Genomic DNA, 14,870 nt, shown 5'->3' on the forward strand with positions numbered 1-14,870 from the left:
AAATCACGCTTGTCGTGACATTTCTACAATGTTTACTTTTGACTATCAAGCCATTTATTCATCTGCTCAATTTCACCTTTTTGAGCTTTAATGATGTCCTGCGCGAGCTTTCTCATTTTCGGATCTTTTCCGTATTTGAGCTCGGTCTCAGCCATTGCTATTGCCCCTTCATGGTGCGCTACCATGCCTTTCGCAAAAGCCTTGTCGGGATCGGACTCATTTACGGCAGCCATCATTTTGTCATGCATGTCTTTCATGCCAGCCATATATTCCTGTGACGAAGCCGAGGTAGACATATCAGTCATTTTCATTTCTGAATGTTCTGCTGAAATCGCTGGTAGGGATAACATTAATACTGCAAATAAAGTGTTTCTGGCTTTCATAAAAAATATCCTTTTAGCGTTGATGCCCGTTAACTGTAGCAGAATCTGATAAAAATGCCCCCTGTAGGGGGCAAAGATGTTGCCATATATCCGGTTACGGAAAAATCTATCAAGGAAATAAGGACAGCACAGATACTTCCCTCGCCGTCAGCCTGCACTGAGCATGCGACGATGCGCTTCGGCCATGGCCTGATGTGGGCCAGACTGACCGTTATTCATAAATTCATGGGCAACTGCAGCTCTTTCATGCTCATTCATTGCCGCTAATGACTTCGACGGCCCGGTAGGGGAAACGGTCTGACTTCCCATCATCCTCTGATGACTTTCCACCATTTTCTGGTGCGCATCCGCCGACCCGTCCGTCATGGTTTCATGAGCAATAATGGCCTGTTCATGCTGGTCCATACCGGCCATACGAGGTGCAGTCCCCTGGATTCCGACAGGAGCCGCAGCAGACTGCATCTGGTGAGCAGGTGCCTGTGCATTGTTGACCCGCTCATGGATATTCACGGTTTCAGTGGCCCAGGCCGAAGAAATTAAGCCAAAGCCCAGCAAGGATGCTAATACGATATTTTTCATGATAACTCTCCATTTCTTAATTAGTGATGTCCGGGGGAGTACAACCGGTGTTTTCAGTTCCATAACTGAAACAGGTTCGGAAGTGTTTATTTCTCCGGGAGGGGACTGGATATTCATTTCCTGGCGTCCACTGACGCCGGATATTGATAAAGCAATCCAGCCTTCCTGATAAGTTGCACTAATTATATCGAATGGCTTCTGTTTGCTGCATGACAGGCTAATGACATCTTTGTCATTTAAATCTTTATTCCCAGCACTGGGTGTCCGGAATCATTTTCTCCAGTCTGGGCACGGATAAGATAAAACGCGTTGAGTGTACGTCCGATTCCACCTGCACTCTTCCGTGATGTGCTTCCACGATTGACTTCACAATCGCAAGGCCGATGCCGCTGCCTTCTCCTTTTCGTTGTCTGGACGGATCCACCCGATAAAAACGGTCAAACAACCTTGATAAATGCTCTTCAGGGATTGGTTTCCCCGGATTTTCAATCACAAGGTCAAAAAAGCTCTCCTGCTCTCTTATTGAGACGGTGATTGCCTGTCCCTCCGGGGTATAACGCAGGGCATTGGATAACAGATTATTGATCGCCCTTCTGAACATTTGTGGATCTCCCTCAACCAGGCAGGGCATCCCGTTAAATTTGAGCGTGATATTGCGTTCTTCGGCCCAGGCTTCGAAAAACTCGAAGACTTTCATGACTTCCGCTCTGAGGTCAAACATGACCCTGTCAGGTATCAGCTGATTATTATCTGCCTGTGCCAGGAACAGCATATCGCTGACCATTTTGGTCATCCGGTTATACTCTTCAAGACTGGAATAGAGGACATCCTCAAGTTCCCTCTGTGTTCGATCCTGACTCAGTGCGATTTCAGTCTGCGTCACCAGATTGGTGATGGGCGTTCTGATCTCATGCGCGATATCGGCAGAGAAATTGGCCTGGCGGGTAAAGACATCCTCAATCTTTCCAATCATATGATTGAACGAGATAACCAGTTGCTCCAGCTCAATGGGAACGCGTGTCGGTTCCAGTCGCGCATCAAGATTCTCGGAGGTGATGTTTTTAATGGCATTGCTGACATTACGAAGGGGCAGGTGCCCCTGACGGACAGCGATTCGAATGATCAGAACAATCAACAGGCTTATCACGACGGCAATCGCAATCAGGTTCTTTTTCAGCGCATCGAGGTAATGGAGATGGAAATTAATGGATAGGCCAGTCAGCATGACATAGTTCTGCTGTTTGCCCTGAAATATCGCCTGACCAGAGGAGGCGATAATCCTGTATGTTTCCATCTTCATTTCGGACCCGGTATCCATCGGTCCCGCAGGATCCTCCACCGTCCAGAGAAAGACATCCCGTGCGCGGCTGTGCTCGCTAAAATCTGCTGAATTCACTGCCGGGCGTAGTGCCGCCCCCTGAGCTGAGCTAAAGAGCACTTCCCCCCTGGGATTGAGGAGCAAAAGGGCAACGTTGCGGTAGCTGGCAATTGATTCCTTTATTTTGCTTATTTTTTTATCATCCGGATCCACCGGGGACTGCAGTATACGGTTCAGTGTGGTGCTGATTTGTTGAAGATCGCTGACATCCTGCTCGGCAAAATGATTTTCAACAGAATGCAGCATAAACCAGGTGAATGCGATAAAAGCCAGTATCGTGGACAGGCTGATAAAAAAGGTCAGCCGCAGAGCGAGTGAGAAAGGGCGTCTGGAAGGTTTGCTATGCATCCGGGACCTCCAGCATGTAGCCCACGCCCCGGACTGTCTGGATCAGCTTTGTCTCGTAATCGTTGTCTATTTTAGCGCGGAGTCGCTTTACTGCGACATCGATCGCATTAGTGTCGCTGTCAAAATTCATGTCCCAGACCTGAGAGGCAATCAGGGAGCGGGGAAGAACCTCTCCCTGATGGCGAATGAAGAATTCCAGCAGGCTGAACTCTTTACTGGTGAGCACAATGCGGTTTCCGGCGCGACTGACTTTTCTGGATACGAGATCAATCGAGAGGTCAGCCACCTTAAACTGGCTTTCCGTGATCATCGTGTTTCCCCGCCTCAGAAGGGTTCTCACCCGGGCGAGCAGTTCGGCAAACGCAAAGGGTTTAACCAGATAATCGTCCGCACCCAGTTCCAGTCCTTTGACCCTATGTTCGATCGTGCCGAGGGCTGTCAGCAGTAAGACCGGCATACCCTTTCCGGCAGTGCGCAGCATGCGGATGATATCCCAGCCGTTCACATCAGGTAGCATGATATCCAGAATGACTAAATCATACTCGGCTGTCATGGCGAGATGATATCCGGTAAGACCATTATCAGCGTGATCCACTACGAACCCTGCCTCTGTAAGCCCTTTGCTGAGATATTCACCTGTTTTAATTTCGTCTTCGACGATCAATATTTTCATCTTGCTCCCCGGCTGGCTGCTAATGTCATTCTATTGCGCCCACGATCGTTATCAACGGATTACAGCAAAAATGACAACATTGTCATTATCCTGTCACCCGGCAAACAGAGAGCGTTAGGTAAAGTACCCCTATCAATACTCTGGACTTCATTTGAACCATTTACCAGGTCTGCCTGGACGAGAAGCGTTATGTTCAAATTAAAATTACTCAGCATTAGCACGATATTCATCCTGGCAGGCTGCGTGTCGCTTGCGCCTGAATATCAGCGGCCCGCAGCACCGGTACCCCAGCAGTTTTCACTGTCCCATAACAGCCTGACGCCAGCGGTAAATGGCTATCAGGATACGGGCTGGCGTAACTTTTTTGTCGATCCCCAGGTTACCCGGTTGATCGGTGAAGCTCTGACTAATAACCGTGATTTGAGAATGGCTGCCCTGAAGGTTGAAGAGGCCCGAGCCCAGTTCAACGTCACGGATGCAGATCGTTATCCCCAGCTGAATGCCTCATCCGGGATAACATACAGCGGTGGTCTGAAAGGTGACAAGCCGACCACACAGGAGTACGACGCGAGACTGGAGCTCAGCTATGAGCTCGATTTTTTCGGCAAACTTAAGAACATGAGTGATGCTGATCGCCAGAACTACTTTGCCAGCGAAGAAGCCCGTCGGGCCGTACACATCCTGCTGGTATCCAACGTTTCACAAAGCTATTTCAGCCAGCAACTGGCGTACGAACAACTTCGTATTGCGCGGGAAACGCTGAAAAATTATCAACAGTCCTATGCTTTCGTTGAGCAGCAGCTCGTGACCGGGAGTACGAACGTTCTGGCACTTGAACAGGCGCGAGGACAAATCGAAAGTACCCGCGCCGAAATAGCCAAACGAGAAGGCGATCTGGCTCAGGCAAACAATGCCCTGCAACTGGTGCTGGGAACGTACCGCGCACTTCCGTCAGAAAAAGGGATGAAAGGCGGGGAGATAGCCCCAGTAAAATTGCCACCAAATCTGTCTTCACAAATTTTGCTGCAGCGACCGGATATTATGGAAGCGGAATATCAGCTGAAAGCGGCTGATGCCAATATTGGCGCAGCGCGAGCGGCCTTTTTCCCCTCAATTACCCTGACCAGTGGTCTTTCCGCAAGCAGTACGGAGCTGTCCAGCCTGTTTACGTCAGGAAGTGGAATGTGGAATTTTATCCCTAAAATTGAAATTCCTATATTTAATGCTGGCAGGAATAAAGCCAATCTGAAGCTGGCTGAAATTCGCCAGCAACAGTCGGTGGTTAATTACGAACAAAAGATTCAGTCAGCCTTTAAGGATGTTTCCGACACGCTTGCGCTGCGCGACAGCCTTAGCCAGCAACTTGAGTCACAGCAGCGTTATCTTGATTCACTTCAGATAACTCTCCAGCGTGCCAGAGGATTGTATGCAAGTGGTGCTGTCAGTTACATCGAAGTGCTGGATGCAGAACGTTCCCTCTTCGCTACCCAGCAAACCATTCTCGATCTTACCTATTCCCGGCAGGTTAACGAAATTAATCTGTTTACCGCGCTGGGTGGCGGTTGGGTAGAGTAAATTTATTTAATTAATCAGGAAATTAAAATGCGTAATTCACTTAAAGCCGTTTTATTTGGTGCCTTCTCTGTCATGTTTTCTGCCGGTCTTCATGCTGAAACACATCAGCATGGCGATATGAATACTGCCAGTGATGCTTCGGTACAGCAAGTTATCAAGGGCACCGGTGTCGTTAAAGACATTGATATGAATACTAAGAAAATCACCATTTCGCATGAAGCAATTCCAGCGGTGGGCTGGCCTGCAATGACCATGCGCTTTACTTTTGTTAATGCAGACGATGCTATTAATGCCCTGAAAACAGGCAACCATGTCGATTTCTCGTTTATTCAGCAGGGCAATATCTCCTTACTCAAAAGCATTAACGTGACGCAGTCCTGATTGGCTGTCCGGAGCGATTACATCCTGTGCGCCTGTACATTCACATAGGTATATGTGTGAGTTAACCGTCAGGCGCATATGCCAGGTGTTTTGATTTTTTAGCGGAAAATTGTATGGCTTCTTTAAAGATAAAATATGCTGCAATAATTATCAGCAGCCTCATAGCAGGGGGGCTGATATCGGTTACTGCCTGGCAGTATGTAAACTCAGCACAAAAGACAGAAAAAACAGAACAAAAGGCACCGGAACGAAAGGTGCTTTTCTGGTATGACCCAATGAAACCGGATACCAAATTTGATAAACCCGGAAAATCGCCCTTTATGGATATGGACCTGGTGCCAAAATATGCTGATGACAGTGGCGATAAAAGCAGTGGCGGGATCCGTATCGACCCAACCCAGGTTCAGAATCTGGGATTAAAAACGCAAAAAGTCACGCGAGGAATGCTGAATTATTCTCAGACAATCCCGGCTAATGTCAGCTATAACGAGTATCAGTTTGTTATTGTGCAGGCGCGTTCTGACGGGTTTGTCGAAAAAGTCTACCCCATGACGATTGGCGATCATGTGAAGAAGGGGACGCCACTTATCGATATTACCATTCCGGACTGGGTGGAAGCACAGAGTGAATTCCTTCTGTTATCCAGCACCGGTGGTACTTCCACGCAAATTAAAGGCGTTCTGGAACGGCTTCGCCTGGCAGGTATGCCGGAAGAGGATATTCAGAGACTGCGTTCTACCCGGAGCATTCAGACCCGTTTTACCATTAAAGCACCTATTGATGGTGTCATTACTGCATTTGACCTGCGCACCGGCATGAATATTTCGAAAGATAAGGTGGTGGCTCAAATTCAGGGAATGGACCCGGTCTGGATCAGCGCTGCAGTGCCAGAATCTATCGCCTATCTGCTGAAAGATACGTCGCAGTTTGAAATTTCGGTACCGGCTTATCCGGATAAAACATTCCATGTCGAAAAATGGAATATTCTTCCCAGCGTGGATCAGACAACCCGTACGCTTCAGGTCCGTCTCCAGGTTTCTAATAAGGATGAGTTTCTCAAGCCGGGCATGAATGCCTATCTGAAACTGAATACCAGAAGCCAGGAGATGCTGCTGATACCAAGCCAGGCCGTTATCGATACCGGCAAAGAACAGCGCGTGATTACTGTTGATGATGAAGGCAAGTTTGTGCCGAAACAGATCCACGTTCTGCATGAGTCACAGCAACAGTCCGGCATCGGCTCCGGCCTGAATGAAGGCGATACCGTGGTGGTCAGTGGCCTGTTCCTCATTGACTCTGAAGCCAATATTACGGGCGCACTGGAACGTATGCGCCACCCTGAAAAAACAGAAAGCAGTATGCCAGCAATGTCTGACCAGCCTGTAAATATGCATTCAGGGCACTGAGGAGACGACGATGATTGAATGGATTATCCGGCGCTCTGTCGCCAACCGTTTCCTGGTCATGATGGGGGCCCTGTTTCTCAGCATCTGGGGCACATGGACGATTATTAACACGCCTGTCGATGCCTTGCCTGACCTGTCAGATGTGCAGGTCATTATCAAAACCAGCTATCCCGGCCAGGCCCCGCAGATTGTAGAAAACCAGGTCACCTATCCACTTACCACCACCATGCTGTCCGTGCCTGGCGCAAAAACCGTGCGTGGTTTTTCACAGTTCGGTGATTCGTATGTGTATGTCATTTTTGAAGACGGCACCGATCTGTACTGGGCCCGTTCCCGCGTGCTGGAGTACCTGAACCAGGTACAGGGAAAACTGCCCGCCGGTGTGAGTTCTGAAATCGGTCCGGACGCCACGGGGGTGGGCTGGATATTTGAATATGCCCTTGTCGATCGCAGCGGAAAACACGACCTTTCAGAACTGCGTTCTCTGCAGGACTGGTTCCTGAAATTTGAGCTGAAAACCATCCCGAACGTGGCTGAGGTCGCTTCGGTTGGCGGCGTGGTGAAACAGTACCAGATTCAGGTCAATCCGGTAAAATTGTCTCAGTATGGTATCAGCCTGCCCGAAGTGAAACAGGCCCTTGAATCGTCTAACCAGGAGGCCGGTGGCTCATCCGTTGAAATGGCCGAAGCTGAGTATATGGTCCGTGCCAGCGGTTATCTTCAGAGCATTGATGATTTTAATAACATCGTCCTGAAAACAGGCGAGAACGGCGTGCCGGTTTATCTGCGGGATGTTGCCCGCGTGCAGACCGGGCCTGAAATGCGGCGTGGTATTGCCGAGCTGAACGGCCAGGGCGAAGTCGCTGGCGGCGTGGTGATCCTGCGGTCGGGTAAAAATGCACGCGACGTTATCACGGCAGTGAGGGATAAACTTGAGACGCTGAAGGCCAGCCTGCCGGAAGGCGTTGAAATCGTGACCACCTACGATCGCAGCCAGCTCATCGACCGGGCGATTGATAACCTCAGTTCCAAACTTCTGGAAGAGTTTATCGTGGTGGCCATCGTCTGTGCCCTGTTCCTGTGGCACGTACGTTCTGCCCTGGTGGCGATTATCTCTCTGCCGCTTGGTCTGTGTATCGCCTTTATCGTCATGCACTTCCAGGGACTGAACGCCAATATCATGTCGCTGGGAGGGATAGCGATTGCCGTCGGTGCGATGGTGGATGCCGCCATTGTGATGATTGAGAATGCGCATAAGCGGCTTGAGGAGTGGGATCATCAGCATCCGGGTGAGCAGATTGACAACGCCACCCGCTGGAAGGTGATTACCGATGCCTCCGTTGAAGTGGGACCCGCACTGTTTATCAGCCTGCTGATCATCACCCTGTCCTTTATTCCTATCTTTACCCTGGAAGGTCAGGAAGGACGTCTGTTTGGCCCGCTGGCATTCACGAAAACGTACTCCATGGCGGGCGCGGCCGCGCTGGCCATCATCGTCATTCCGATTCTGATGGGATTCTGGATCCGGGGGAAAATTCCTGCAGAGACCAGTAACCCCCTGAACCGGGTACTGATCAAAGCGTATCATCCATTGCTGTTGCGGGTTCTCCACTGGCCAAAAACAACCCTGCTGGTTGCGGCCTTGTCCATTTTCACCGTTATCTGGCCGCTGAGCCAGGTGGGCGGTGAGTTTCTGCCGAAGATTAACGAGGGCGACCTGTTGTATATGCCGTCGACCCTGCCGGGTGTCTCTCCGGCTGAAGCTGCAGCGCTCCTGCAGACGACGGACAAGTTAATCAAAAGCGTTCCTGAAGTGGCCTCTGTATTTGGCAAGACCGGTAAAGCAGAGACCGCCACGGATTCCGCACCGCTCGAAATGGTTGAAACCACGATCCAGCTCAAACCTGAGGATCAGTGGCGTCCAGGCATGACGATTGACAAGATTATTGAAGAACTCGACAGGACCGTCCGTTTACCGGGGCTGGCAAACCTCTGGGTGCCGCCAATCCGTAACCGTATTGATATGCTCTCAACCGGGATCAAAAGCCCGATAGGTATCAAGGTGTCCGGAACGGTTCTGTCCGATATCGATGCAACGGCGCAGAGTATCGAAGCGGTCGCCAAAACCGTACCCGGCGTAGTGTCTGCTCTCGCAGAGCGACTGGAAGGCGGGCGCTACATTGATGTGGATATCAACCGGGAAAAAGCCTCCCGCTACGGAATGACGGTGGGCGATGTGCAGCTGTTCATCTCATCAGCCATCGGCGGCGCGACGGTAGGGGAAACGGTTGAAGGCGTGGCCCGGTACCCGATTAATATCCGCTATCCGCAGGATTACCGGAACAGCCCGCAGGCCCTGAAACAGATGCCGATCCTGACCCCGATGAAGCAGCAGATCACGCTGGGCGATGTTGCGGATATTAAGGTCGTTTCCGGGCCGACTATGCTGAAAACGGAAAATGCCCGTCCAGCCAGCTGGATTTACATTGACGCGCGCGGCAGGGATATGGTGTCGGTGGTTAATGACATTAAAACGGCGATCAGTCAGAAAGTGAAACTGAGACCGGGTACCAGCGTGTCATTCTCCGGACAGTTTGAACTGCTTGAGCATGCCAACAAGAAACTGAAGCTGATGGTGCCGATGACGGTGATGATCATCTTCATCCTGTTGTATCTGGCATTCCGCCGGGTTGATGAAGCCCTGCTGATCCTGATGAGCCTGCCGTTCGCCCTGGTTGGCGGGATATGGTTCCTGTACTGGCAGGGCTTCCATATGTCTGTCGCAACCGGAACGGGGTTTATCGCTCTGGCCGGGGTGGCAGCAGAGTTTGGCGTGGTCATGCTGATGTATCTGCGTCATGCCATTGAAGCGCACCCGGAATTGTCCCGTAAAGAGACGTTCACACCGGAAGGCCTTGATGAAGCCCTCTATCATGGTGCCGTACTGCGTGTCCGGCCGAAAGCCATGACCGTGGCGGTGATCATTGCGGGTCTGCTGCCAATACTCTGGGGAACCGGTGCAGGTTCAGAAGTCATGAGCCGTATCGCGGCACCCATGATTGGTGGGATGATCACGGCTCCGCTGCTGTCCCTGTTCATTATTCCTGCCGCCTACAAATTAATCTGGCTGCGCAGACATAAAAAAAGCGTGTCCTGAACCTGAAAGGGCACCCCCTGTGGGTGTCCTTCTTTACTGATTCACCCTGACGTCAGGGTTTAAATCGATAATATACAGAGGTGAGTATGAAAAAAGTGGTTCTGATGGCGCTGGCTCTCGGCCTTTCACTGCCCGCGATGGCGAGTGAAAAAGTGATTGATATGTACAAATCTGAAAACTGTGGCTGTTGTTCCCTGTGGGGCAAGGCGATGGAAAAAGACGGGTTTGAAGTACGAACTCACGTCATGAATGATCAGGCGCTGTCAGCCCTGAAAGAAAAGCATGCTATTCCTGCAGGACTGCGAAGTTGTCATACCGCGGTTGCCGGTAATTTGATCATTGAAGGCCATGTGCCTGCGACAACGATACATAAGGCAATGCAGTCTGGTTCAGGTATATACGGTCTCGCCACCCCCGGTATGCCAGCAGGAAGTCCTGGAATGGAGATGGGAGCCCGAAAAGAGGCTTACGATGTTATCGCATTCTCACCGGATGGAAGTAAAAAAGTCTTCCAGCGAATCGAATAGTCAGCGGAACGGCTGATAACGGGACGCCGGTAGCAGGCACTCCTGTGCCGGCGATATTCGTGGTAATCGCATCCATGACATACCCTGAAGACAGAAGATGCTTCGGTATGCATAAGGAGAGTTACTGTGAAAAATGACAATGCAGTGCAACACAACAACCAGACTGCTTCTGAGCAGACATTATCCCCGGACGAGGGCCACGTATTGCATAAGGTGAGAGATCCCGTGTGCGGGATGGCCATCCTGCCCGACAGGGCGCACAGCAGCATTCGATACCAGGACCATCAACTTTATTTCTGCTCCGCCAGCTGTGAGAGTAAATTTAAAGCCCATCCCGATCGTTATCTTACCGAAGATGCCAGTGAACATTCCCATCACCATCACCACGATCATCACGAAGTCAGCCCTGATCAGATAAAACAGCCTCACCACCAGGCGGAAAAAGAGAATTCTGAAGGTGTGTGGACATGTCCGATGCACCCGGAGATACGCCGCAGTGGTCCCGGAAGCTGTCCTGTCTGTGGAATGGCACTGGAGCCGCTCGTAGCTACGGCATCCACGGGGCCGAGTGATGAACTTCACGACATGACAAGACGCTTCTGGCTGGGGTTGTTGCTGGCGTTTCCGGTTCTGGTACTCGAAATGGGATCTCATCTGTTTCCCGAGTTGAGGAATACAGTACCGCCACAGTACAACACATGGCTGCAGCTGCTTCTGGCCTCCCCTGTCGTGTTGTGGTGTGGCTGGCCATTCTTCGCCCGGGCCGGAATGTCGTTACGTAACCGCTCCCTGAATATGTTTACCCTTGTTGCAATGGGGACCGGCGTAGCCTGGGTTTACAGCGTCATTGCAACCGTCTTCCCCTCCTGGTTTCCTGCATCGTTCAGAAACATGGATGGCCTGGTGGCCGTTTATTTTGAAGCCGCAGCAGTTATTACGGTGCTTGTTCTGCTGGGACAGGTTCTTGAGCTGCGGGCACGGGAACAAACCTCAGGCGCCATTACTGCGCTTCTGAACCTTGCCCCCAAAACCGCCAGACGGCTGGATCATGACGGTCATGAAACGGATATTAATGCGGAAGATGTCCTGCCTGGCGATAAGCTCCGCATCAGACCTGGAGAGAGTATTCCGGTCGACGGTATCGTGATCGAAGGCAAAACAACCGTTGATGAATCGATGGTGACCGGGGAATCTATGCCGGTTACCAAAACGGAGGGTGACCCTGTCATCGGGGGGACCATTAATCAGACAGGGAGTCTCATCATCCGTGCAGAGAAAGTCGGTGATGAAACAATGCTCTCACGAATTGTTCAGATGGTCGCTGATGCACAGCGTTCGCGTGCCCCCATCCAGAGAATGGCTGACAGCGTTTCAGGCTGGTTTGTTCCTCTGGTGATACTTATCGCGGTTGTTGCTTTCGTGATCTGGTCTGTCAGGGGGCCCGAGCCCAGGATGGCGCACGGTCTCATTGCGGCTGTGTCGGTCCTGATTATTGCCTGTCCCTGCGCGCTGGGGCTGGCCACGCCGATGTCGATAATGGTGGGGGTGGGCAAAGGAGCCCAGGCCGGGGTGTTAATCAGGAATGCCGAAGCCCTTGAGCGTCTTGAAAAAGTGGACACGCTGGTTGTCGACAAAACAGGCACGCTCACGGAAGGTTCGCCTACGGTGACAGGGATTATCAGTCTCAATCCGGGTGGGGAAACATCTCTTTTGCGTGTAACAGCCGCAGTGGAAAAAGGCTCGCAGCATCCGCTGGGTATGGCAGTAGTTAAAGCAGCACAGGAAAAGGGGATCGCAATACCCGCAGTCACTCATTTCGATGCACCGTCGGGTAAAGGTGTCTCAGGCGATGTCGAAGGTCAACGGGTTGTTATTGGTAATGAACTGGCTATGCAGGAAAACAGTATAGTTATTGATAATCAAAAGGCCGTTGCGGATACGTTGCGGATGGAAGGCGCTACCGTTATCTATGTGGCCACAGACGGGGACCTTGCAGGCCTGATAGCTATCTCGGATCCCGTGAAAACAACCACGCCGGATGCGCTTAAAGCTTTGCGTCAGGCGGGGATCCGCATCGTTATGCTCACCGGGGATAACCAGCTTACTGCTGAAGCAGTCGCACGGAAACTGGGAATAGATGAGGTTGAAGCCGGAATTCTGCCGGATGGCAAAAAAGCAGTGATAACCCGACTGAAAGAGTCTGGCCATGTGGTTGCGATGGCCGGAGACGGTGTGAATGATGCCCCGGCGCTGGCAGCGGCTGACGTGGGTATAGCCATGGGAACGGGTACAGATGTGGCAATTGAAAGTGCCGGAGTCACCCTTCTCAAAGGCGACTTGATGATACTGAACAGGGCCCGTCATCTGTCAGAGATCACCATGAAAAATATCCGTCAGAATCTGTTTTTTGCATTTATCTACAACGCACTTGGCGTGCCTGTGGCTGCAGGTCTGCTTTATCCTGTGTATGGAATACTGCTGTCGCCAGTTATTGCGGCGGCGGCCATGGCTCTTTCCTCCGTCAGCGTCATTGTGAATGCGTTGCGTCTGAAAAGTGTCAGGCTCGGGAAATAACACTGAGTGAAGGGTCAGTTACGAACAGAAGGAGTCCAGTATGAAAAGTACCACCTATGCGCTTATTGCTGTCGCCGCGATCGCGGCATTTGCCCTCCTGCGCGAACACTGGTCACATGTGGCAGGTTACTGGCCATATCTGTTATTGCTGGTCTGCCCGCTAATGCATCTTTTCCACGGCCACGGAGGGCATGGAGATCATCAACATCACGGAAGTGAAAACGATAAAAAAAATTAATCCGGCAGACGGGGCCGCGTCGCGGTCCCGTTATCAGTCCAGGTATCGTTCGTAGTCTCTGGCATGCGCAAAGGCATGCTGTTCGAGTTTGTTATCAGCGGGTGCCGCTGCCCGGAACGCCAGAGAGTTAACAGGGTTGTTATTGATGACCAGCTCGTAATGCAGATGAGGACCGGATGAACGTCCGCTGTTACCGGATAACGCAATAGCACCTCCCCGTGTAACCCTGGCCCCTTTAGTAACGAGTATTTTATTGAGGTGGAGATAGCGAGTTTTAACACCGGCTTTTCCCGTTACTTCAACAAAATATCCCATGGTACTGTTGTATTCGGCCCGGGTGATTTTTCCGTCGATGACGCTGACTATTTTCGTGTTCATGGGCATGGAATAATCAATGCCATTATGGGGACTCACTTTTCCCGATACCGGGTTAAGTCTTGCAGGATTGAAAGGCGAACTGAGTCTTGCTGTGGCCGGTAACGGATAATCGAGACTGCCTTTCCCGGAAGTATCGGAAAGGTTATAGAACTTTTTATCTGATATACGATACGCCGTGTAATTAAATGAACCGGACGTAAATTTATAGGCCACGACACGTGATTTTCCCGCTTTCTTTTGCAGTACGAGTTTTAATGATTCATTTTTTTTCAAATGCCGCAGATTAAACCGGGAAGGCAAGGAGCGCTGAAGAGTAGCGATCTCGTTCGATTCCAGCCCCGAGCGGGTGGCTGAAAGGTAGGCATTTTCTTTTACGACATCGGTAGAATACATTTACTGGAATTCGCCGTTAGCATGAACACTGCGGCGTATGCTAGGGGTTTTCAGGAGGCGTGTCATCTGTCAGTTAATCGGGAGCACCGTTGATGGTCGTCATTTTTGTAACATATCTTGTTTCCCGTTTGCTCCTGAAGCTCTGGGAACTGTATGACCAGCCCGACGGTGATGATTAACGGGACTGAAACAGGTTACGGCAGAGCAATATGGGGCTCATGTCCTGCTACGTAACCCGTCAGTAAAGCCCTGCTGCGCACCTGACGCTAAGCACTAACCCGCCTGCAGTTACCTGGTCGAATACAGCCCGCGAAGCTTTCTTGCCTGCGTCTGATGTGCTTCCGCACCGGCATTATTGACCTGCTCATGCACGAGAGCGGCTTTTTCTCCGGCATTCAGTTCGTTAAAAGAAGAAGACGAGGTCTTTGAATTTGCATCACTGCCGGACAGCATTTTTTTATGTTCCTCAATCATTTTCTGATGCGCATAGGACGCGCTGTTGTTCATAAATGAATGAGCAACAATGGCCCTTTCATGTTCATTCATTTCAGAGAATGAGGGCGTGTTGTTTTTATTAACCCTGTCCGGTAAGTTTTCATGCGTCGAGGAATTCACATGACTGACGGCTGAGGCATTATTAACAAATCGATGTGCTTCATGGGCAATATCACTGGACTGAGCAAAAGCTGCCCCACAAAATAAAGCTGTAAACGCAGTGGTCGTGATTAATATATTCATGTGTAATTACCTTCTGAGGTACATAAAAGATGTCCTTATGATCATATATAAAAATAATCAACCTGTGGGGAAGATGACGTAAATGTAATACAGCTATGTACATTACACGATTGTAATGAATTTGTTTCTTAAGGTGTGCTAG

At 50.7% G+C, this 14,870-nt stretch carries 13 protein-coding genes; 7 read left to right on the forward strand and 6 right to left on the reverse strand.

Annotated features, from left to right (window positions below; all coding sequences use genetic code 11):
• Positions 1-32: 32 nt before the first annotated feature.
• From copM to silR, 4 genes are all read right to left on the reverse strand, one after another.
• Positions 33-383: a CopM family metallochaperone gene (copM, locus tag OGY33_RS01215; RefSeq protein WP_000647571.1), complete on the reverse strand. Its 351-nt coding sequence runs from the start codon at positions 381-383 to the stop codon at positions 33-35.
• Between the two features lie 147 nt (positions 384-530).
• A complete protein-coding gene (gene silE / locus OGY33_RS01220) occupies positions 531-962 on the reverse strand; it encodes a silver-binding protein SilE (protein WP_286570972.1) in 432 nt (143 codons plus the stop codon).
• Positions 963-1,206: 244 nt separating this feature from the next.
• Entirely contained in the window at positions 1,207-2,688 is a 1,482-nt protein-coding gene (gene silS, locus OGY33_RS01225) for a copper/silver sensor histidine kinase SilS (RefSeq protein ID WP_000555736.1), read from the reverse strand.
• Entirely contained in the window at positions 2,681-3,361 is a 681-nt protein-coding gene (silR, locus tag OGY33_RS01230; protein ID WP_000697968.1) for a copper/silver response regulator transcription factor SilR, read from the reverse strand. The genes silS and silR overlap by 8 nt, the downstream gene beginning before the upstream one ends.
• Before the next feature lie 189 nt (positions 3,362-3,550).
• On the opposite strand from silR, the gene silC reads away from it, so the two are divergent.
• The 7 genes from silC (at position 3,551) to OGY33_RS01265 (ending at position 13,219) form a co-directional block, all read left to right on the forward strand.
• A complete protein-coding gene (silC, locus tag OGY33_RS01235) occupies positions 3,551-4,936 on the forward strand; it encodes a Cu(+)/Ag(+) efflux RND transporter outer membrane channel SilC (protein ID WP_000475506.1) in 1,386 nt (461 codons plus the stop codon).
• A 27-nt stretch (positions 4,937-4,963) separates the two neighbouring features.
• A complete protein-coding gene (cusF, locus tag OGY33_RS01240) occupies positions 4,964-5,317 on the forward strand; it encodes a cation efflux system protein CusF (RefSeq protein WP_001246155.1) in 354 nt (117 codons plus the stop codon).
• 113 nt (positions 5,318-5,430) lie between these two features.
• A complete protein-coding gene (gene silB / locus OGY33_RS01245) occupies positions 5,431-6,723 on the forward strand; it encodes a Cu(+)/Ag(+) efflux RND transporter periplasmic adaptor subunit SilB (protein WP_000157620.1) in 1,293 nt (430 codons plus the stop codon).
• Between the two features lie 10 nt (positions 6,724-6,733).
• Entirely contained in the window at positions 6,734-9,880 is a 3,147-nt protein-coding gene (gene silA, locus OGY33_RS01250) for a Cu(+)/Ag(+) efflux RND transporter permease subunit SilA (protein ID WP_000574029.1), read from the forward strand.
• Between the two features lie 86 nt (positions 9,881-9,966).
• Entirely contained in the window at positions 9,967-10,407 is a 441-nt protein-coding gene (locus OGY33_RS01255; protein WP_000758228.1) for a DUF411 domain-containing protein, read from the forward strand.
• A 126-nt stretch (positions 10,408-10,533) separates the two neighbouring features.
• Positions 10,534-12,981 (forward strand): Ag(+)-translocating P-type ATPase SilP, encoded by a 2,448-nt coding sequence (silP, locus tag OGY33_RS01260; protein WP_048227755.1) that lies wholly within the window; start codon positions 10,534-10,536, stop codon positions 12,979-12,981.
• Positions 12,982-13,021: 40 nt separating this feature from the next.
• Positions 13,022-13,219 carry a DUF2933 domain-containing protein gene (locus OGY33_RS01265; RefSeq protein WP_000843494.1) on the forward strand — a complete coding sequence of 66 codons (198 nt, stop codon included), beginning with the start codon at positions 13,022-13,024 and terminating at the stop codon, positions 13,217-13,219.
• 33 nt (positions 13,220-13,252) lie between these two features.
• On the opposite strand, the gene OGY33_RS01270 is transcribed toward OGY33_RS01265, so the two are convergent.
• The gene (locus tag OGY33_RS01270) at positions 13,253-13,990 is read right to left on the reverse strand and encodes a peptidoglycan DD-metalloendopeptidase family protein (RefSeq protein ID WP_000287501.1); all 738 of its coding nucleotides are present in this window, start codon (positions 13,988-13,990) and stop codon (positions 13,253-13,255) included.
• A gap of 288 nt (positions 13,991-14,278) precedes the next feature.
• On the reverse strand, positions 14,279-14,728 hold the full coding sequence (locus tag OGY33_RS01275; protein ID WP_001023257.1) for a PcoE/SilE family metal-binding protein: 450 nt from the start codon (positions 14,726-14,728) through the stop codon (positions 14,279-14,281).
• Between the last annotated feature and the right edge of the window lie 142 nt (positions 14,729-14,870).

Source organism: Citrobacter sp. Cpo032 (genome assembly GCF_030332975.1).
GTDB classification, from domain to species: Bacteria; Pseudomonadota; Gammaproteobacteria; order Enterobacterales; family Enterobacteriaceae; genus Citrobacter; species Citrobacter portucalensis.

Bases quoted from the DNA above. Each gene is read 5' to 3' on its own strand.
- copM (WP_000647571.1), bottom strand. From the start codon at position 383: ATGAAAGCCAGAAACACTTTATTTGCAGTATTAATGTTATCCCTACCA.
- silE (WP_286570972.1), bottom strand. From the start codon at position 962: ATGAAAAATATCGTATTAGCATCCTTGCTGGGCTTTGGCTTAATTTCT.
- silS (WP_000555736.1), bottom strand. From the start codon at position 2,688: ATGCATAGCAAACCTTCCAGACGCCCTTTCTCACTCGCTCTGCGGCTG.
- silR (WP_000697968.1), bottom strand. From the start codon at position 3,361: ATGAAAATATTGATCGTCGAAGACGAAATTAAAACAGGTGAATATCTC.
- silC (WP_000475506.1), top strand. From the start codon at position 3,551: ATGTTCAAATTAAAATTACTCAGCATTAGCACGATATTCATCCTGGCA.
- cusF (WP_001246155.1), top strand. From the start codon at position 4,964: ATGCGTAATTCACTTAAAGCCGTTTTATTTGGTGCCTTCTCTGTCATG.
- silB (WP_000157620.1), top strand. From the start codon at position 5,431: ATGGCTTCTTTAAAGATAAAATATGCTGCAATAATTATCAGCAGCCTC.
- silA (WP_000574029.1), top strand. From the start codon at position 6,734: ATGATTGAATGGATTATCCGGCGCTCTGTCGCCAACCGTTTCCTGGTC.
- OGY33_RS01255 (WP_000758228.1), top strand. From the start codon at position 9,967: ATGAAAAAAGTGGTTCTGATGGCGCTGGCTCTCGGCCTTTCACTGCCC.
- OGY33_RS01265 (WP_000843494.1), top strand. From the start codon at position 13,022: ATGAAAAGTACCACCTATGCGCTTATTGCTGTCGCCGCGATCGCGGCA.
- OGY33_RS01270 (WP_000287501.1), bottom strand. From the start codon at position 13,990: ATGTATTCTACCGATGTCGTAAAAGAAAATGCCTACCTTTCAGCCACC.
- OGY33_RS01275 (WP_001023257.1), bottom strand. From the start codon at position 14,728: ATGAATATATTAATCACGACCACTGCGTTTACAGCTTTATTTTGTGGG.